Raw genomic sequence first — 19741 nt, 5'->3', positions numbered from 1 at the left:
AGACCGGGCAGGATGTGTTTCATTGTAGACCAGACAAGCCGGTCTGACACACACGCTTGATGCGCGGCTGGCGCCGGTCGCGTTTCAAACGCTTCACGGCGTTTCCTGCGGTGTCGTTCAGCCGGACTTGCCCGGCCGCCGCGCGACCCTGGACAGGGCGTCCTGCAGCTGGTCGATCTCGTAGGGCTTTTGCAGCGACTGGTAGGGGAACGACAGGTGGCGCAGCAGGGTGTCGCCGTAGCCGGAAGCAAAGATCACGCGCAGCGACGGATCGTCCGCGATGGCGCGGGTGGCCAGGTCGACGCCCGACATGCCGGGCAGGCTGACGTCCGAGAACAGCACGTCGTAGCGCTGGCGGGCGAGCAGGGCCAGGGCATCGTCGGGATGGGCCACGCCGTCGGCCTCGTGGCCGAAGGCCTTGAGCATCTCGCACACCAGGTACTGGGAGTCGACGTTGTCCTCGACCACCAGGATGCGCATGGCGCCGCCGCCGGCTTCTTCTTCCTGCGCTGCGGCCGGCGCCGCGGTGGCCGGGGCCAGCGCCACCTGCACGCCGCGCACCGCGCCGGTCTCGTCGCGCAGCGGGGTCAGGCGCAGGTCGAAGCGCGACTCCTGGCTGCCGTCGAGACGGCGGAAGGTGAGGGGGGCATCCTGCACCACGCCGGCTTCGCCGCGCCACGCAGCCTCGAGGGCCTTGCCGGCCGCCGCCAGCGGGGGCGGCAATACCGGCGGCACCGAACCGCCAGGCACACGGCCGTAGCCGGGACCGGCCAGCAGCGCATAGGCCTCGTTGAACACCGTGATCGTCTCGGTGCCCCAGACCAGCAGGGTGGGCAGCGGAGAATTGAGCAGCAGATCGCTGCAGAGCCGGAGCGGCAGCGGCCAGCGGGCAGCGTCGCCCAGCGCGGTCGCCGACCAGTCGTAGGATGCGGTGCTCCGGGCGGAGGTGTCGAGGTCGGGCATGGGCAAGCTTGTTGTAAAAACGAAAATATGGCCGGCATCCTACACCAAAAGGCCGTTGCCTGCTTTGACAAGCGTGCGCAGCCACGCAACGGAAATAAAGTAACTAACCAACACAAATGTTCGGCGCTCCGGTGAGGCCGCTGTCGCGGGGGAGTGGCTGCCAGCATTGGGTGGAGCAAAAAAAAAGCCCGCATCGTGAGAGGCGGGCTGAATCTATTTCCTAGGAAGAGAATAGAGGAGACAGGTGAATGATGCTGCATTGCGTCAAATCAGTCCAATTTATATTTCCAATACCAGTCATAGCCTTAATAAATATCCCAAGGGGATTGTCAAGTGCACACTGTAGCGTGCGCGCACTTGGTGCGTGCGAGAAAATGTTCTAGGATGGCAACTATGTCATCTTCTTCGTTGCTCGCTCGCGCCGGTGTCGCGCTGTTGTCCTGCGCCTGTGCGGTGCAGGCGCACGCGCGTCCGGTCGACCCGCCGGTGGAACCGGCCGTACCGCTTGCCGACTACTCCCTTGAACAGCTCTCCGACATCGTGGTGACCTCGGTCTCGCGCCAGGACGAAGCGCTGGCGCGCGCGCCGGCCTCGGTCTACGTGATCCAGGGCGCCGAGATCGCCCGTTCCGGCGCCACCACCTTGCCCGAGGCGCTGCGCCTGGCGCCCAACCTGCAGGTGGCGCGCATCGGCGCCGGCTCGTATGCGGTCAGCGCGCGCGGCTTCCTCTCGCCGCTGGCCAACAAGCTGCTGGTGATGGTCGATGGCCGCAGCGTGTACTCGCCGCTGTTTTCCGGCGTGTTCTGGGAAATGCAGGACCTGGCGCTCGAAGACGTGGAGCGCATCGAAGTGATCAGCGGCCCGGGCGGCACGGCCTGGGGCACGAATGCCGTCAACGGCGTCATCAACGTCATCACCCGCAGTGCCGCCCAGACCCATGGCGGCCTGGCGAGCGCGCGTGCCGGCGCCGGCGAAAAGGGGGCGAGCGTGCGCTATGGCGGCCAGCTCGAGGGTGGGCCGCACTGGCGCGCCTATGCGCGGGCATGGACGTCGACGGGCTCGCGCTCGATGGGAACGGAGCGGACGGGGGCGCCCTGCGGCGCCAGCAGGCGGGTTTCCGTCTCGACTGGGAGGCCGACGTGACCGATGTCACGTTCAGCGGCGACGTGCACGATGGCCGCCTGCGCGCCGGCGGCGACCAGCCGCGCATCGAGACCTCCGGCGCCAACCTGCTGGGACGGGTCGAGCATCGGCTGGACGGGAACGGGAGCGTGCGGCTGCAGGCCTGGCTCGACCATTCGCGGCGCGACCAGCAGGGTGTCGGCGCCCAGCGCCTGGACACGTTCGACGTCGAGGCCCAGCACCTGCTGCGCCTGGGCGGCCACCAGCTGGCCTGGGGCGGCGGCTATCGCTACAGCCGCGACCGGATCGACAACGGCCCCTTGCTGCGCTTCACGCCGGCGCGCCGCAGCCTGCGCTGGTCGCACCTGTTCGTGCAGGATGAAGTCAAGCTGGCCCAGGACGTGCGCGCGAGCGCCGGCGTGCGCATCGAACACAATGTCTATACCGGCAGCGAGGTGCTGCCCAGCCTGCGCCTGGCATGGGACGTCGATGCGCGTTCGATGCTGTGGGCGGCGCTGTCGCGCACGGTGCGCGCGCCGTCGCGCATCGACCGCGATTTCTACGTCATCGACCCGCGCGATCCCGACGCCTATCTGGTCGGGGGCGGCGCGGACGTGGTGGCGGAGACGGCGCGCGTGGCCGAGCTGGGCTACCGTGCCCAGCCCCTGCCTTCGCTGTCATGGTCGGCCACCGCCTTCTATACGGATTTCGAACGCCTGCGGTCGCTGGAGCGGGCGCAGGCTGGCAACAATCCGCCGGCCGCCTCGCCGGTCGCCTATGTCCTGCAAAGCCTGGGCAAGGGCGCGCTGCGCGGCGTCGAGCTGTGGGCCAGTTGGCAGGCCGCGCGCGGCTGGCGCCTGCATGCGGGCGCGGTGTTGCAGGACGTGGACGTCGGGCGCGAGCCGGCCAGCCGCGACACCACCGGCCTGAGTTTTCTTGCTGGCAACGACCCGCGTCTGACCTGGACCGTGCGCAGCGCGCACGACCTGGGCGCGCGCCTGCGGGCCGATCTGGCGCTCCGTTACGTCGACGGTATGCCACAGGCGGCCCTGCCAAGCTATCATGAGCTCGACGCGCGGTTGGCGTGGCAGGTGCGCCCCGATCTCGAGATCGCCCTTGTCGGGCGTAACCTGCTGCACCGACGCCACGCCGAATTCGGCGCGGCCGGCAGCCGCCAGCTGATCGAGCGGACGGTGTTCGCCAGTGCGGCGCTGCGTTTTTGACTGGCCAATGGAATCCATGACTATCACTCAACCTGAACGCCCGCAGCGCCGCCTGGCCTGCCGGGCCCTGGCGCTGCCCCTGCTGCTGGCCGGCGCCGGCGCGCCCCTGCTGCCGGTGGCCGCCCAGGCCGCGGCGCCGGCGCTCGAGCGGCGCGTGAAGGCGGCTTTCCTGTATAAATTCCTCGGTTACGCCGATTTTCCGCCGCAGGCCTTCGCCGACGCGGCCACGCCCCTCACCCTGGGCGTGTTCGGCGCCGACGACATGGCGGCCGAACTGACGCGGATCGCCACCGGGCGCATGGTGGCGGGGCGCACGATCGTCGTGCGCGCGCTGCGCGAGCAAGACCTGGCCCGGCCCGCGCACCTGCTGTTCGTGGCCGGCCAGGACGAGGCGCGCACGGCGCGCCTGCTGCGCGCATCGCCGGCCTGGCTGACCGTGACCGAATGCGAAGGCTGCCTGCAGCACGGCAGCGTGATCAATTTTACGATCGTCGATGAGCGCGTCCGTTTCGACGTCTCGCTCGATGCGGCGGAAAAAAAGAATGGAAGCTCAGTTCGCGCCTGCTGACGGTCGCGAACCGCGTGCAGAAAGGAGCCTCATGATGCCAATGCACGATACCGGTTCCGTTCGGAGCAAACTGATCCTGATGGCGGTGGCGACCACGGTGGTGGCCCTGCTCACCGCCGGCGTGGCGATGCTGCTGCTCGACCTGCGCACCTTCCAGCGCTACTGGATCGACGACCTCACCACCCAGGCCGACATCGTCGCCAGCGTGACCGCGCCAGCGGTCTCGTTCAACGATACGGCCGACGTCACCCAGAGCCTGACCCTGCTGCGCGTGCGTCCGCAGATCGTGGCGGCCGCGGTCTATACCGCCAACGGCACCCGTTTCGCCACCTATGTGCGGCCCGACGTGCGCGCCCGGTTGCCGGAGCGGCCGGAGCCGGCCGGCTACCGGATCGAACGCGGCGAAGTCGTGCTGTACCGCGACATCGTCGAGAACGGCGAACGGATCGGCACCGTCTACCTGCGTTCGCGCTACGGCGTGCTGGATCGGGCCCTGAGCTATGGCGCCATCCTGGGCGGCGTGCTGCTGGGCGCCCTGGTGATCGCGGCCCTGGTGGCGTCGCGCCTGCAGGCCTCGATCACGCGTCCGCTGGAGGCGGTGACCGACGTCGCCCGCCAGGTGATGCTGCGCCGCGATTTTTCACTCCGGGTGCCGGGCAGGGAGAAGGGCGAGATCGGCGTGCTGGTCGAAGCCTTCAACGACATGCTGGCCGAGATCGGCCGCCGCTCGGACGCGCTGCAGGCGGCCAACCGCACGCTCGAACACGAGATGGAAGTGCGCCAGCGCGCCGAAGGCGCCCTGATCGTGGCCGACCGCCGCAAGGACGAATTCCTGGCCACCCTGGCGCACGAGCTGCGCAACCCGCTGGCGCCGATCCGCACCGGCCTGGACATCCTGCGCATCCGCAGCGGCGACGCCCAGGCCACCCAGCGCGCCACCGACATCATGGAACGCCAGCTGCGCCAGATGGTGCGCCTGGTGGACGACCTGCTGGACGTCTCGCGCATCAATACCGGCAAGTTCACCATCAAGATGGGGCGCGTCGAACTGAAGGCCGTCGTCAACGACGCCCTGGAGGTGGTGCGTTCGTACATCGAGCTGCATGGGCACGAGCTGGTGCTGGAGCTGCCGGACCGTCCGGTATTCCTGCACGGCGACGCCACGCGCCTGGCGCAGATCCTGTCGAACCTGCTCAACAACGCCGCCAAGTACACCAACCGCGGCGGCAAGGTGATGCTCAGGGGCGCGGTGGAGGACAAGACCCTGGTGCTCGAAGTCGCCGACACCGGCATCGGCCTGGCGCCGGACATGCTCGATTCGGTGTTCGAGATGTTCGTGCAGGTCGATTCGACCCTGGAACGCAGCAATGCCGGCCTGGGCGTGGGCCTGTCGCTGGCGCGCAAGCTGGTCGAGCTGCACGGCGGCACCATCACCGCCCACAGCGAGGGCCTGGGCCTGGGCAGCCGCTTCCTGGTGCGCCTGCCGATCGTGGTCGAGCCCGAGCCGCCGACCAAGCCGACTCCGGCCGCCTTCATCAGCACCGAAAGCTATCGCATCCTGCTGGCAGACGACAATGTGGACTTCGTCAACAGCATCGGCGCCTTGCTCACCGCGATGGGCCACAGCGTGGTGATCACCCACAACGGTCCGGACGCGCTGGCCGCGGCGGCCCGCTTCTGCCCCGACTATGCCTTCCTCGACATCGGCCTGCCGCATATGTCGGGCTACGACCTGGCGCGCGGCATCCGCAAGCTGCCGACCGGCGCCCTGACGGTGCTGATCGCGGTGACCGGCTGGGGCCAGGAAAAAGACCGGCAGCTGGCCTTCGAGGCCGGCTTCGACCACCACATGGTCAAGCCGGTGCGCTTCGAGCAGATCGAGGAAATCCTGGGCACGCGCAGCGTCGTCAAGAAGCTGCGCACGTAAAAGGGCAGTGCACATAAAAAACGGAAGCGCCGAACGCGCTTCCGTTTTTTTACTTGCGGCAGGTTGGCGGGGGCGTCAGTCCTGCTTCGCGCGGCGGCGGTGGGCCAGGAAACCCAGCATGCCCAGGCCGCCCAGCATCATCCCGTAGGTGCCGGGCTCGGGCACCGGCGCCAGCGCCACCGCGCCGCCAAAGCTGGCGCCGTCGGCCGACAGCAGTTCGCCGCTCACCTGCAGGTAATAATCGCCGACACCCAGGTTGTCGCTGGCGAGGGTCCACAGGTCGACGGCGCCCGCTTGCACTTCCTCGCCCGCCGTGATGAGTACGTCGTCGGCGCCGTACAAGGCAAGACCCGTGATGTCGAGGCCGACGTCGCCGCTGCGGCTGCCTGACGCGACGACCGCGTCGAGGTTGTGGCCGATCGTGCTCGCGATCGTGAAGGTGAACTGGTCGGCGAAGGTGCTGCCTGCGTTATCGGCGGCAAAGGTGTCGCCGAAATAGGCGGTGAGATCGACCAGGTCCAGGGCTTGCGGCGAGTCGCCGATGTCCTGCGCCATCACGGCGGAAGAACCGAACGACGACGCGCCAGCCAGTACCATTGCAGCAATGAGAGATCGTTTCATGTCTTTCCTCGCTTAGAATCAGCCGCGACCTGCAGCCTTGGTTGAGAGACCGGAACTTCATGCTAACAAAAGAGCAAATAAATGCATCCCCGGCGATCGTGTGCTTATGGAACAAGAAATATGTTCTCAGCGGCCAACTAGTTGCTGGCGCGATAGGGAGCGACCGGGCCGTCATAGGAGAGCGCAGCCATCTTGTGTTGTAGAGAAGAAAACGCCGGAAGTGTGCTCGACATATGTAGGGGAAATCCTACGTCAACTATTGATCTTCTCCGGCGTAGAGGCCGTTGACAGCGTGGGTGCACGGCTGAACAAGGCGTAAGGGATGAGCGCCAATAGCTCTGGCGCATTGTGGAGAGCGGAAAAGAAAAATGGCTCAGAATTTCTTCTGAGCCATTCTCTTTGAAACAGTTGGTGCGGCTGGCAGGAATCGAACCCACGACCCCTTGGTTCGTAGCCAAGTACTCTATCCAGCTGAGCTACAGCCGCCCGAGGGACGCATTATAGCAGCATGTGGTCAGTTGGCAAAGTCGTGCTGATCGGGGTGATGATGGGGCGGGCAGCACGGCATTCCGACTCCGCGGACAGTCATGCCCAGGCCGGAAAAGAAAAATGGCTCAGAATTTCTTCTGAGCCATTCTCTTTAAAACAGTTGGTGCGGCTGGCAGGAATCGAACCCACGACCCCTTGGTTCGTAGCCAAGTACTCTATCCAGCTGAGCTACAGCCGCCCGAGGCACGCATTATAGCGGCATGTGGCGAGTTGGCAAAGTGCTGATTGCATTGCCTGGCCGGCAGTCCTGTCCGTTGGTTGTCGCCTGGAACCAGGCGTCTCGCACGAACCCCGGATCGCTGAAAAGAAAAATGGCTCAGAATTTCTTCTGAACCATTCTCTTTGAAACAGTTGGTGCGGCTGGCAGGAATCGAACCCACGACCCCTTGGTTCGTAGCCAAGTACTCTATCCAGCTGAGCTACAGCCGCCCGAGGCACGCATTATAGCGATGCCTACTCGTCTTGGCAAAGGGTTATCAGGAAATTTATTTCTTCATTGATCGCATCAGCGCCTCAATGACCGCCCGATCGTTGGGATTGCCCAGCAGTGCAGGCAAATCCGCCTGCGGGACCAGGTGCACGGCCTGGCTTTCCCATCCCATCAAGGCCGGATTGCCGCCGATCCGGCGCGCCAGGTAGTAGCGGGTATAGGTCAGCGTACGCGCGCTGTCGACCAGATGAGCGAGGATCTCGACCCGCAGGCCGGACTCCTCGAACGCTTCGCGGATCGCGGTGGCTTGCAGGCTGACCCTGGGATCGACCCGGCCCTTGGGAAAGGTGGCGTCATACCCGCCGAAACGGTTCGACGGCGATACCGCCCACACGCGGCCATCGTCTTCCACGATCACGACCCCGGCCGCCGGGGATCTCGATGGCGGCAGGTCGAAGGCCGGTTCGGCGATATCGGCCTGGCCGGCGACCTCGCTCCATGCGGCATTCGTGGCGGGCGCGTCGATCCACGGCGCGAACGGCACGCCGTTCAGCATCGGGGGCAGGGCGCCGAGCGGGATGACGGTCGCGACCCGCGCCGGGTCGTTCCAGGTATCGGGTGCGGTCGGCAGCGACGGCCGGGCAATCGGTACCGGCTTGCCGTGCTCGTCGGGCTGCGGATGATGGACGGTGGCGTCGTTCATGGGGAGAGTGGCTGAAGCAAAAATGCGGGCCGAAAGCAATAAGGGCACTTCTTGCGAAGTGCCCTTATCTGAAGAAGGTTGGTGCGGCTGGCAGGAATCGAACCCACGACCCCTTGGTTCGTAGCCAAGTACTCTATCCAGCTGAGCTACAGCCGCCCAATGCAGGCATTATAGCGGGAGGCGAGCGTCTTGGCAAAGGTTCATTGCCGAAGAGCGTGACGGGCCGGGAAAATCGTCCCCGATCATCCCCGGTCGATAACGGAAAAGGGCCAGATCTCGCGATCTGGCCCTTCGTATTTTCTGGTGCGGCTGGCAGGAATCGAACCCACGACCCTTGGTTCGTAGCCAAGTACTCTATCCAGCTGAGCTACAGCCGCCCGAGGCACGCATTATAGCAGCGGCTTGTCCGTTCTGGAAGACTCAAAATATTTCACCTAAGCAAACTCCTCTGGTAGATTTGATGGCAGCTCAATGAATTGGATTGCCATGCCGGGTTTCGCCACTGTCCGCGCCACGTCGTGTCGCTACGTGTTCCTGTTGTTGCTGGGCGTCCTGGGCGTGCTCGCCGCGAGCCTGTCGAACGACGCGGGCGCCGCCCAGCGCAGCCTGCGTTTCGAACGGTTGTCGGTCGACGACGGCCTGTCCCAGCATTCGGTCATGAATATCCTGCAGGACCGCCAGGGTTTTATCTGGTTCGGCACCCAGGCCGGGCTGCACCGTTTCGACGGCTACCGGATGACCGTGTACCGCAACGACACCAACGATCCGGGCAGCATCCCCGACAACTTCGTGTCCGCCTCCTACGAGGATCCCCAGGGCCAGCTGTGGTTCGGCACCAAGGGCGGGCTCGCGCGCCACGACCCGGCCACCGGCCGCTTCCAGCGCCATACGCTGGCCGATGAAGGGCGCAGTGTGCTGCGCTCGGTGGTGGCCATCGTGCCGGGACCGGATGGCGCGCTGTGGCTGGCGACCACCGACGGCGTGGTGCGTTTCGATCCGGCCACCGGCCGGCACCGGAGCTATGTGCACGACCCCGAGGATCGCGCCAGCCTGCGCGACGATCGCGTCAATGCGCTTGCCTTCGACAACGCGGGCGCGCTGTGGGTGGGCACGGCGGCCGGCCTGGACCGGATGGATCCGGGCGGCGGCCGCTTTGCACATTTTGCGCTCGCGCCCCTGGCCGACGCCAGACGCAATACCGTGCTCGCGCTGTCGATGGGTCCGCGCGACACGCTGTGGGTCGGCACCGCGTCCGGGCTCGAAGCCTGGCGCCTGGACGAAGGAGAGCCGCAGCGCCGGCGCATGGGCGCGGCCGAGGGCCTCGGCGACGTGCACATCAAGACCCTGTACCATGACAGCGGAGCCCAGCTGTGGGTCGGCACCGAGACCGACGGCCTCAAATGGCTCGACCCCTCCAGCGGCCGCTTCATCAGCTACCGCAACGCGGCCCAGGACCCGCACAGCCTGTCCGACAACCAGGTGCCGGCGGTGCTGGTCGACCGCACGGGCACGCTGTGGGTCGGCACTTATTTCGGCGGCATCAACCGCACCGACCTGGCCAGCGGCGGCTTCGCGCGCTATGGCGACACCGAGGGCATCGGCCGCGCGCGGGTACGCGCCATCGCCGGCGACGGCGCCGGCCGCCTGTGGGTCGGCACCGTCAGCGATGGCCTGATGCTGCTCGACCCCGTCACCCGCCAGGCCAGCCGTGTGCGTGGCGCGCTGCTGGGCGACAGGGTGACCGCGCTCGCCAGCGCCCGTGGCCGGCTGTGGATCGGCACCCCTACCGGCCTGCTGTGGCGCATGCCGGATGGGCGCATGGGCCGGGTGGCGCTGGGGCCCGGACCGAACGCCAGCCATGTGCAGGCGATCCGCGCCGGCCGCGACGGCACCTTGTGGGTGACGACGCGCGACGGCCTGTCGGCGCTGGCGCCGGGGGCCGAGACCACGCGCAGCTGGCGCAACGATCCGCTCGATCCCACCAGCCTGGGCGACAATTATGGCCGTGCGCTGCTGGAAGACCGCCACGGCATCCTGTGGATCGGTACCGAATCGGGCCTGGAACGTTTCGATCGCGCCACCGACACCTTCACCCGCTTTCGCAACGACCCGGCCGATCCGGGCACCTTGCGCCACAGCCGCGTCAACTACCTGCACGAGTCGCGCTCGGGCGAGCTGTGGGTCGGCACCGCCGGCGGGCTGCACCGCATGATGCGCGACGGCGAGCGCACCTGGTTCCGCTTCTATCCTTTCGATCATGCCCGTGAGGGGTCGTCGGTCGGCGCCATCCTCGAGGACGACGACGGCACCCTGTGGGTCAGCACCACGGCCGGGATCACGCGGGTCGATCCGGTGGGCGGCCAGACCAAGAGCTATACGGCCAAGGACGGCCTGATCGACGGTTCCTATTTCGTCGGCTCCGCCTGGCGCGGCGTCAACGGCCAGCTGCATTTCGGCGGCATCAACGGCATGACCTCGTTCCAGCCCGCCGAAGTGCGCGATAACCCGTTCCCGCCGGCGGTCGCGATCACCGACCTGCTGGTATTGAACAAGAGCCGGTCCATCCCCGACCTGCCGACGCGGCGCGAGATCACGCTGTCGTACCGCGACACGGTGTTCACGGTCGAATTCGCGGCGCTGCACTACGCCGACCCGGACGGCAACCGCTATGCCTACCGGCTCGAAGGTTTCGACCAGGGCTGGGTGGACACCAACGCCAGCCGGCGTTTCGCGACCTATACCAACCTCGATCCGGGGCGCTACGTGTTCCGGGTCAGGGCCAGCAACAAGGACGGCCTGTGGAGCCAGGACGCCGCCACGCTGGCGATCACGATCACGCCGCCATACTGGAAGACCTGGTGGTTCCGCACGCTGGGGGCGGCCGTGGCGCTGGCGCTGTCCTACCTGGCCTACCGGCTGCGGGTGCACGCGCTGGTGGAGCAGAAAGGGCTGCTGGCGCGCGAAGTCCATGCCCGCACCGCGGAACTGCTGCTGCAGAAGGAAGCGGCCGAACGCGACAAGCGCGAGGTCGAGCGCCAGAAGGAATCGGTCGAGCGGGCGCACCGCAATATCGCGCTGCTGTCCGACATGGGCCGGGTGCTGACCGCGAACCTGGACAACGAGGCCATCATGAGCACGCTCTACCAGCACGTGGTGGCGCTGATGGACGCGCCGGTGTTCGCGGTCGCGCTGTGGCACCCCGAGCGCGAGACGCTCGAGCTGCCATATGCGATGGTGGTCGGGCGGCGCATGGCGCCGCGCGAGCTGCGCTTCGATCCGGCGCGCCACCTGCTGTCGCGCTGCGTGGCCGAGGGCCGCGAATACCTGCTGGTCGACGTGCAGGCCGAGCTGCAGGTCGAACTACCTGCGTGGCTGGCGCAGGCGGGCGACCCGCTGGACGCGGTGGCGGTCTCGGAGTCCGCCGTCCAGGCGCCGCGCTCGCTGCTGTGCGTGCCGGTGACGGTGGGCGAGCGGGTGCTGGGAGCGGTGACGGTCCAGAGCCGCCAGCCCGGCGCCTACGGCCAGGTCCATCTCGACATGCTCGGCACCCTGGCCGCCTACGTCGGCGTGGCGATGGACAATGCCGAAGCCTATCACCGCCTCAAGGAAACCCAGGCCCAGCTGGCGGCGCAAGAGAAACTGGCCTCGCTCGGTTCGCTGGTGGCGGGCGTGGCGCACGAACTCAATACCCCGATCGGCAACAGCCTGCTGATGGCCAGCACCCTGCAGGAGCGCACCAGCGCGGTGGCGGCGCGCTTCGCGCAGGCCACGCTCAAGCGCTCCGACCTGGAAGACTATATGGCGGCGTCCAAAGAGGCATCGGAGCTCATCGTGCGCAGCCTGCACAACGCGGCCGAACTGGTGAGCAGCTTCCGCCAGGTCTCGGTGGACCAGGCCAGCGCCCAGCGCCGCCGCTTCGACCTGGCCCAGGCCGTCCACGAAATCGTGGCGACCCTGATGAACACGGTGCGCCTGGCCGAACACCGCCTGCTGCTCGACGTGCCGGCCGGGATCGTGATGGATGGATTCCCCGGCCCGCTGGGCCAGGTCCTGATCAACTTCGTCAACAACGCCATGCTGCATGCGTTCGACGGGCCGGGCGGCACGATGACGATCGGCGCCGCGCCACACGACGGCCGGGTGACCATCACCTTCCGCGACGATGGCCACGGCATCGAGGCGGCCCATCTCGGCCGCATCTTCGATCCCTTCTTCACCACCCGCATGGGGCAGGGCGGAACCGGGCTGGGCCTGAACATCGTCTACAACATCGTCACGAGCCTCTTGGGCGGGACGATCCGGGTCGAAAGCACGCCAGGGGCCGGCACGCTGTTCGTGCTCGACTTGCCGCTGCGGGCCCCGGATGCGCCTGAGCAAGGGTAAGAAAGGCGGCAATCAGACCACGTTGCGCGGCGTGCCCGCCCGCCAGGCCTCGATATTATCGACCAGCATATCGGCCAGCGTCTGCATGGCGCCGGCGCTGGCCCAGGCCACGTGCGGGGTCAGGATGAAGTTCGGCAGGCGCAGGCCGAGCAGGGGATTGCCGGACGATGGCGGCTCCTTGGAGAGGACGTCGAAACCGGCGCCGATGCGGCCTTCCATCAGCACGTCGGCCAGCGCCGCCTCGTCGACCAGGCCGCCGCGCGCGGTGTTGATCAGGAGTGCGCCCGGTTTCATCAGGCCCAGCTCGCGCCGGCCGATCAGGCCGCGGGTCTGTTCGGTGAGCGGCAGGTGCAGGCTCACGATGCTTGACGTCGCCAGCAGCTCATCCAGCGCCAGCTGGGTAACGTCCGGCTCCTGGATCGGCGAACGCGAGGTGGCGGCCACCCGCATGCCGAACGCGCGCGCGATGCCGGCGACGCGTTGTCCGAGCGCGCCGTAGCCGACGATGCCCAGGCGGCTGCCGGACAGGTCGCCGATCGGGTGGTCGAGCAGGCAGAAGCGGCTGGACGTCTCCCATTTGCCCGCCTCGACGTCGAGGGCATAGGCGCGCAGGTTGCGGCGCAGCGCCAGCATCAGGGTGAAGCAGTGTTCCGGCACCGAGACCAGCGAATAGTCGCGGATGTTCGACACCACGATGCCACGCTCGCGGCAGGCGGCCAGGTCCACGTTGTCGGTACCGGTGGCCGCGACCGCGACCAGCTTCAGGTCGGGCAGTTGCGCGATCGTCCCTGCGGACAGGGGCACCTTGTTGGTGATCGCGACGGTGGCGCCGGCCAGGCGTTCCACGACCTCGTCCGGGTTGGTGCCCGCGTGATCCTGCCATGCATGCGCGAAGCCGGGCACCCGCACATTGGCTTGCAGGCTGTCGCGGTCGAGGAAGACGATACGGTCCATGATGTCCTTTACGCTGCGGGAAAATACAAAGCGAACTACAAAGCGAAATACAAGGCGAACTACAAGGCGAACTACAAGGCGAAAGCCTATTGTAGAGCAGGCATGGCAAAAGACAGGAAGACCTGTCTTTTGCATGGCGCGGCGTGGGGAACGCCGCGATATGGTGGGGCTCGAGCCGGCTTCTGGTGAGGGCCCTGAGCCTGGGGGATTACTGCGAACGGGCGACGCCGTCGGCCTTCGCTTCGACCTGGTCGGCCTTGGCTTCAGCCTTCTTCTCGGATGCTTTCGCTTCGGCCTTGGCCACGTCGGCTTTCGCCTCGGCATTGGCCTTCTCTACCTTTTCGTCGGCCTTGGCGACTTCTTTCGCGTGCTTGGCGTCGGCCTTGGCTGCATCTTTGTGGGCCTGCGCTTCGGCGTGGGTAGCGGGTGTGGCGTCAGGCGTCTGGGCGAACACGGAAGTAGCGAACAGACCAGCGATCAGGGTAGCGGCGATTTTGCTCATGGTGTCATTCCTTTAAAGTGGTTTGAAACTCGATCGATCTCAGGTGGGGCTCCGTGGAGTTTTCCCCGTGTTACTGAGGTGATAACGGGGAGCGTTACGGTCCAGTTGACGAAAATTACATCCGCTTACATTTATCGCAACGGCCCCGGTCAGCGTTCGCTGCCGTACGGTTCCCGGCGCGAGGCAGGAATAGGCTGTGATCAATAGGTTCCAGGAGCACCGCGATGCCCGACGCACTCAAAGTCTATAAAGCCAAGCGCAACTTCACGATCACGTCAGAACCGGCCGAAGGGGGTACGCCCGGACTCGATGCCCTGACCTTCGTCATCCAGAAGCACTGGGCCAGCCGCCTGCATTACGATTTCCGGCTCGAGCTGGATGGCACGATGAAAAGCTGGGCGGTGCCGAAAGGCCCCAGCTACGACACCCACGACAAGCGCATGGCGGTGCACGTCGAGGATCACCCGATCTCGTATTCCGATTTCGAAGGAACCATTCCAGCCAAGCAATACGGAGCGGGGAAAGTGATCATCTGGGACAAGGGTACCTGGGAACCGCTTGAAGACCCGCACAAGGGTTTTGCCAAGGGCAGCATCAAGTTCGAGATGCACGGGCACAAGATGCGCGGCCGCTGGACCCTGGTGCGCATGAAGGGCCGCGGCAACGAGAAGCAGGAGCCGTGGCTCCTGATCAAGGAGAAGGACGAATACGCGCGCTCGTCCGAGGAGTTCTCGCTGGTCGACGAGATGCCGGACAGCGTCAAGGATCTGCCGATGCCCGGGCGCGTGCAGCGCAAGGTCGACGCGCTGCGCGCAGACGAGGAAGCGGCGCCGGCCCCGAAGAAGCGGGCGGCGGCGAAGAAGGCCGCGAAGAAAGCGCCGGCGTCGCCATCCGCCAAGGTCGCCTTGCCCGAGAAATTTTCTCCCGAGCTGGCCACGCTGGTGGACGCGCCGCCGCCCGACCCGGAGAACTGGGTATTCGAGGTCAAGTTCGACGGTTACCGCATGCTGGCGCGCATCGAGGACGGCGCGGTACGCCTGATCACGCGCAATGCCAACGACTGGACCGACAAGCTGTTGCCGCTCAAGGCCGAGCTGGAGCGCATGAAGCTGCCCGATGGCTGGTACGACGGCGAGATCGTGGTCCACGACGAGCACGGCAAGCCCGATTTCGGCAAGCTGCAGCAGGCCTTCGACGGCAAGCATGCCGAGCGCATCGACTTCTTCCTGTTCGACTTGCCGTACTTCGACGGCCACGATCTGCGCGAGCTGCCGCTGGTCGACCGGCGCGGCTTGCTCGAAAAATTGCTCGCGAAAAAGACGTCGGACAAGGTGCGCTTCTCCGCGGAATTCGGCGACAAGCCGGACGAACTCGTGATCGCCGCCTGCAAGATCGGCCTGGAAGGCGTGATCGGCAAGCGCCGCGACGCGCCCTATGTGTCGCGGCGCTCGCCCGACTGGATCAAGCTCAAGTGCGGGCTGCGCCAGGAATTCGTGATCGGCGGCTTCACCGATCCCAAGGGGTCGCGCACCGGCATCGGGTCGCTGCTGCTTGGCACCTACGACGAGGAAGGCGTGCTGCGTTACGCGGGCAATGTCGGCTCGGGCTTCAACCATTCCTCGCTGACCTCGATCGCCCAGCGCCTGGAAAAGCTGCGCAGCGACGAGAGTCCCTTCCCGCCGCGCGCCGTCCCCGGCCGCAAGCACCACTGGGTCAAGCCGGTGCTGGTGGCCGAAGTCAGCTTCTCGGAATGGACGGGCGCCGGCGCCGTGCGTCATCCGGTATTCCAGGGGCTGCGCGAGGACAAGCCGGCCAAGGGCATCAAACGTGAAAAGGCACAGCACATGACCGATGCGACTCCAAATGACGATGAGGATCCCGTTGCGGCATCCGGCAAGCTACCGGCATCGATGAAGATCACGAATGGCGACCGTGTGATCGACAGGGAAAGCGGCGCGACCAAGCTCGACCTGATCCGCTACTACGCGCTGGTCGGCGAACTGATGATGGCGCACCTGAAGGGCCGTCCTGTGTCGCTGGTGCGCGCACCCGAGGGCGTGGGCGGCGAGCTGTTCTTCCAGAAGCACGCCGACGTGCGCAAGATGCCTGGCCTGCGCCAGCTGGACCAGGCGCTCGACCCCGACCATCCGCCGATGCTCGAAGTGGCGAAGGTGGAAGGCATCCTGTCGTCGGCGCAGTGGAACGTGGTCGAGATCCACACCCAGAACGCGTTCAAGGGCAGTTACCAGAAGCCGAACCGCATGGTGTTCGACCTCGACCCGGGCCAGGGCGTCGAATGGCCGGCGATGCAGGAGGCGGCCCAACTGATGCACGCCTTCCTCGACGAACTTGGCTTGCCTGCTTTTCTCAAGACCAGCGGTGGCAAGGGCCTGCACGTGGTGGTGCCGATCAAGGGCGGCCACGACTGGGATACCGTCAAGGCGTTCTCGCAGGCGATCGTGCGGCATATGGCCGATACCTTGCCCGATCGCTTCGCCTTCAAGAGTGGCCCGAAGAACCGGGTCGGCAAGATCTTCATCGACTACCTGCGCAACGGGCAGGGCGCGACCACCGTCGCCGCCTGGTCGGCGCGGGTGAGGCCCGGACTCGGGATCTCGGTGCCGCTGCGCTGGGAAGAGTTGCCGGGCCTGACATCGAGCACGCAGTGGACTGTGGCCAATGTGCACACACGGCTGGACGAGGGCAATGCGCCGTGGGAGGGTTATGCCACGGCGGCCAGGACGCTCACGAAAGCGATGAAGGCGCTCGGGTTCGAGCCCTGAATCAAAAACCGCCACGCCGGAACTGGAGGCCCGGGTGGCGGCAAGGAGGGAGAACCGGTTTGCGGATTAGTCGACGTTCCTGCCCAGCGCCTTGAGCGAGGCGCGCACGCCGGCGCCATACGCACGATCGGCAAGGTCGAAGTGGCGCAGCTGCCGCTGCAGGATGTCCTCGTCCACCTGGCTCAGCGGGCCGGCCAGGTTGTCGCACAGGTTCTGGCGCGCCTGGGTGTCCATCAGGCGGAACAGGTTGCCGGCCTGCGTGTAATCGTCTTCCTGGCCGCGGAAGTCGAAGCGTCCGGCATCGCCCTCGAGGCCGAGTTCACGCTCGCCGTGGCCCATGCCGGTGGCGCCGGCGCCCACGCTGTTCAAGGTGTGGTAGTTGCGCGCCGAGCCGCCGTTGGCGATCGCCATCGCGCCGTCGCGCTGGTGGTTGTGCACCGGGCAGCGCGGGGCGTTGACCGGCAGGTGCTGGTGGTTGGTGCCGACGCGGTACAGCTGGGCGTCGTGGTAGCCGAACAGGCGGCCCTGCAGCATCTTGTCGGGCGAGTAGCCCAGGCCCGGCACCACGTTGGCCGGCGAGAAGGCGGCCTGCTCGACTTCAGCATGGTAATTCTGCGGGTTGCGGTTCAGTTCCAGCACGCCGACCGGCTGCACGGGGAAGTCGCCATGCGGCCAGACCTTGGTCAGGTCGAACGGATTCCAGCCGGTGCGCGCGCTCCAGGCTTCCAGTTCCTGGATGGTCGCGACCTGCACCTGCACGTCCCACTGCGGAAAGTCATTGGCGGCGATCGCATTGAACAGGTCGCGCTGGGCATGATCCGGGTCGCTGCCGGCAATGCGGGTGGCGTCGAGCGCGCTCAGGTTCTTGATGCCCTGGCGGGTCTTGAAGTGCCATTTCACGTAGACGCGCTCGCCCTGTTCGTCGATCAGGCTATAGGTATGGCTGCCGAAACCGTCCATGTGGCGGTAGCCGTCCGGGGTGCCGCGGTCCGAGAACAGGATCGTCACCTGGTGCAGGCTTTCCGGCGCATTGCTCCAGAAGTCGAACATCATGTTGGCCGACTTGAGGTTGGTCTGCGGATCGCGCTTCTGGGTGTGGATGAAGTCCGGGAAATTGATCGGGTCCTTGATGAAGAATACCGGCGTGTTGTTGCCGACCAGGTCCCAGTTGCCTTCCTCGGTGTAGAAGCGCAGGGCGAAGCCGCGCGGATCGCGTTCGGTATCGGCGCTGCCTTTTTCTCCGCCGACGGTCGAGAAGCGCAGGAACACCGGGGTCTGCTTGCCGACGTGGGAGAACAGCTTGGCCTTGGTCAGCCCGGTGATGTCATGGGTGACGGTGAAGCTGCCATAGGCGCCCGAACCCTTGGCGTGGACGACGCGCTCGGGAATGCGCTCGCGGTTGAAGTGCTGCAGCTTTTCGATCAGGTGGAAGTCCTGCAGCAGCAGCGGTCCGCGCGGGCCCGCGCTCAGCGAATTCTGGTTGTCGGCGAGCGGGATGCCGGAGGCGGTGGTCAGGCGGGATTGGCTCATTCGTGATCTCCTCATTGCGTTGCATTTCAATGAGATAGATTCTAAAGAGCAATCTGGATTAGGGAAAGATAATTGCTTTAATTATTATGATAGGTTTTTACAATACTCCGAGAAGAAGAAATGTCAGAAGGCGGCGGCGCCGCCCTCCGGCATTCAGTCTCCGTTCTTGAAGATGCCCCGGACATTCATCGCCATCAGCGCCAGCTGCAGGGTGATCAGGGCCCAGGCTTCGTCGTGCAAGCCCCAGACGATCCACATCAGGTTACTGAGGATGAACATCCAGAATCCGAAGACCCGGCGTTCGGCGCGCTTGGAGCCGATCAGGAAGGCGGCGTAGAGGCTGACCACCATGGCCGGCCATTGGAGAAGGTCGATCAGTTCCCCCATCCTCACGCCGCCTTCCTGCGTGCCGCCGCCTTCGCCGAGGCTTTTGCCGCCGCCTTTTTTGCGGCGGCCTTCTTCGCGGCCGGCTTGGCCGCAGCCTTGCTCGCCGCGGTGCGGGTCGACTTGGCGGTGGCGCCGGAGCGGCTGCCCGTGCCGGACGTCTTGCGCGCGCGCGGCGCCGGGGCGTCGTCGTCGTCGTCCTCGTCCTCGGCCGGCTTCCTCGACTTGCGCGGCGGCGGATCGTCGTCGTCGTCGTCGTCCAGCGCCGCCAGCGCGGCCTTGGCCGGCTTCTTGCCCAGGCTGGCCTGGAGCAGGGCGACCAGGTCGATGACCTTGCCGCTGGCGCGCTTTTCCTTCTCGGGCTCGGGCTGGGTGATGGTCTTGGTCTGCCTGGCCTTGATCTTCTTCTTGACCAGGGCCAGCACGTCCTCTCGGTAGGTGTCGTGGTACTGCTCCGGCGCCCAGTCCTCGCTCATGCCCTCGACCAGCGCCATCGCCATCTTGAGTTCCTTGACGGTGACGGCGGCGGTCTTCGAACTGGGCGAGGGGATCTTGAGTTCGTCCGCATCGCGCATCTCGTCCGGGTAGCGCAAAGTGTTGAGCACGATGGTGTCGCCCACGCACACCAGCGCGGCCAGGTGCTGCTTGACGCGGATGACGACGCGCGCGATGCCGATCTTGCCGGCCTCGCGCAGGGTCTCGCGCAGCAGGGCATACACCTTGGTGCCGCCCTTGCCCGGTGCGAGGTAATAGGGCTGGTCGTAGTAGATCAGCGGCACGTCCTCGGCATTCACGAAGGCCTGGATGTCGATGGTCTGGGTCGCCTCGGGGTTGGCGCGGCGCAGGTCTTCATCGGACAGCACGACATACTCGCCGTCCTCATATTCGTAGCCCTTGACGATGTCGTCCCACGCGACTTCCTTGCCGTTGCCCTTGTTGTAGCGCTTGAAGCCCACTGGCGAAAAGTCGCGCCGGTCGAGCATGGTCAGGTCCAGCCCCTTGCTGTCGACCGCGGTGTACATATCGACCGGAATGTGGACCAGCCCGAAACTGATCGCCCCTTTCCACATGCTGCGCATGGATGCTCTCCTCGTCGTTT

Annotated in this window: 14 protein-coding genes and 5 tRNA genes; 6 read left to right on the top strand and 13 right to left on the bottom strand. The window is 66.1% G+C overall.

Annotation, left to right across the window (positions count from 1 at the left end; genetic code table 11):
* Positions 1–117: 117 nt before the first annotated feature.
* Positions 118–963: a response regulator gene (locus DIR46_RS02850; protein ID WP_109343897.1), complete on the bottom strand. Its 846-nt coding sequence runs from the start codon at positions 961–963 to the stop codon at positions 118–120.
* A 393-nt stretch (positions 964–1356) separates the two neighbouring features.
* On the opposite strand from DIR46_RS02850, the gene DIR46_RS02845 reads away from it, so the two are divergent.
* Genes DIR46_RS02845 through DIR46_RS02830 form a run of 4 tightly spaced genes read left to right on the top strand, consistent with a single transcriptional unit; the run spans position 1357 to position 5803 of the window.
* Complete coding sequence (locus DIR46_RS02845; protein ID WP_162819402.1) at positions 1357–2106, top strand: TonB-dependent receptor plug domain-containing protein; 750 nt, start codon at positions 1357–1359, stop codon at positions 2104–2106.
* Positions 2007–3308 carry a TonB-dependent receptor plug domain-containing protein gene (locus DIR46_RS02840; protein WP_109343895.1) on the top strand — a complete coding sequence of 434 codons (1302 nt, stop codon included), beginning with the start codon at positions 2007–2009 and terminating at the stop codon, positions 3306–3308. Before DIR46_RS02845 ends, DIR46_RS02840 begins: the two co-directional genes overlap by 100 nt.
* A gap of 16 nt (positions 3309–3324) precedes the next feature.
* Positions 3325–3876, top strand: a complete 552-nt coding sequence (locus DIR46_RS02835) for a TOL_0243 family YfiR-like periplasmic protein (protein WP_162819401.1) — start codon at positions 3325–3327, stop codon at positions 3874–3876.
* Between the two features lie 31 nt (positions 3877–3907).
* Positions 3908–5803: a sensor histidine kinase, YfiR-like protein-associated gene (locus DIR46_RS02830; RefSeq protein ID WP_162819400.1), complete on the top strand. Its 1896-nt coding sequence runs from the start codon at positions 3908–3910 to the stop codon at positions 5801–5803.
* Between the two features lie 75 nt (positions 5804–5878).
* Here the strand turns inward: DIR46_RS02830 and DIR46_RS02825 are convergent, their stop codons facing one another.
* The 7 genes from DIR46_RS02825 to DIR46_RS02795 all read right to left on the bottom strand — a co-directional run bounded on the left by DIR46_RS02825 (position 5879) and on the right by DIR46_RS02795 (position 8483).
* On the bottom strand, positions 5879–6424 hold the full coding sequence (locus DIR46_RS02825) for an FxDxF family PEP-CTERM protein (RefSeq protein ID WP_109343892.1): 546 nt from the start codon (positions 6422–6424) through the stop codon (positions 5879–5881).
* A 409-nt stretch (positions 6425–6833) separates the two neighbouring features.
* A tRNA-Arg gene (locus tag DIR46_RS02820) sits at positions 6834–6910 on the bottom strand.
* A gap of 164 nt (positions 6911–7074) precedes the next feature.
* Positions 7075–7151 (bottom strand) — tRNA-Arg (locus DIR46_RS02815).
* Between the two features lie 174 nt (positions 7152–7325).
* Positions 7326–7402, bottom strand: a tRNA-Arg gene (locus DIR46_RS02810).
* A gap of 56 nt (positions 7403–7458) precedes the next feature.
* Positions 7459–8106, bottom strand: coding sequence for an NUDIX hydrolase (locus DIR46_RS02805; protein WP_109343891.1), 648 nt, complete (start codon positions 8104–8106; stop codon positions 7459–7461).
* A gap of 79 nt (positions 8107–8185) precedes the next feature.
* Positions 8186–8262, bottom strand: a tRNA-Arg gene (locus DIR46_RS02800).
* A 145-nt stretch (positions 8263–8407) separates the two neighbouring features.
* A tRNA-Arg gene (locus DIR46_RS02795) sits at positions 8408–8483 on the bottom strand.
* 94 nt (positions 8484–8577) lie between these two features.
* Between DIR46_RS02795 and DIR46_RS02790 the strand changes: the two genes are divergently transcribed.
* Entirely contained in the window at positions 8578–12489 is a 3912-nt protein-coding gene (locus tag DIR46_RS02790; protein WP_229446467.1) for a sensor histidine kinase, read from the top strand.
* Positions 12490–12501: 12 nt separating this feature from the next.
* Here the strand turns inward: DIR46_RS02790 and DIR46_RS02785 are convergent, their stop codons facing one another.
* Entirely contained in the window at positions 12502–13443 is a 942-nt protein-coding gene (locus tag DIR46_RS02785; RefSeq protein WP_109343890.1) for a D-2-hydroxyacid dehydrogenase, read from the bottom strand.
* 208 nt (positions 13444–13651) lie between these two features.
* Positions 13652–13945, bottom strand: coding sequence for a hypothetical protein (locus DIR46_RS02780; RefSeq protein WP_109343889.1), 294 nt, complete (start codon positions 13943–13945; stop codon positions 13652–13654).
* 224 nt (positions 13946–14169) lie between these two features.
* Here DIR46_RS02780 and ligD point away from each other — a divergent pair, with 224 nt between their 5' ends.
* Positions 14170–16728 carry a DNA ligase D gene (gene ligD / locus DIR46_RS02775; protein ID WP_109343888.1) on the top strand — a complete coding sequence of 853 codons (2559 nt, stop codon included), beginning with the start codon at positions 14170–14172 and terminating at the stop codon, positions 16726–16728.
* A gap of 66 nt (positions 16729–16794) precedes the next feature.
* Here ligD and DIR46_RS02770 read toward each other — a convergent pair whose 3' ends face one another.
* The 3 genes from DIR46_RS02770 to ku all read right to left on the bottom strand — a co-directional run bounded on the left by DIR46_RS02770 (position 16795) and on the right by ku (position 19721).
* On the bottom strand, positions 16795–18258 hold the full coding sequence (locus tag DIR46_RS02770) for a catalase (protein WP_109343887.1): 1464 nt from the start codon (positions 18256–18258) through the stop codon (positions 16795–16797).
* A 153-nt stretch (positions 18259–18411) separates the two neighbouring features.
* Positions 18412–18645 carry a hypothetical protein gene (locus tag DIR46_RS02765; RefSeq protein WP_109343886.1) on the bottom strand — a complete coding sequence of 78 codons (234 nt, stop codon included), beginning with the start codon at positions 18643–18645 and terminating at the stop codon, positions 18412–18414.
* Positions 18646–18647: 2 nt separating this feature from the next.
* Positions 18648–19721, bottom strand: a complete 1074-nt coding sequence (ku, locus tag DIR46_RS02760; protein ID WP_109343885.1) for a non-homologous end joining protein Ku — start codon at positions 19719–19721, stop codon at positions 18648–18650.
* Between the last annotated feature and the right edge of the window lie 20 nt (positions 19722–19741).

Source organism: Massilia oculi, from assembly GCF_003143515.1.
Lineage (GTDB): Bacteria > Pseudomonadota > Gammaproteobacteria > Burkholderiales > Burkholderiaceae_D > Telluria > Telluria oculi.
The sequence above is the reverse complement of the archived record's forward strand: the minus strand, read 5'-3'. Positions and strand labels throughout refer to the sequence as shown.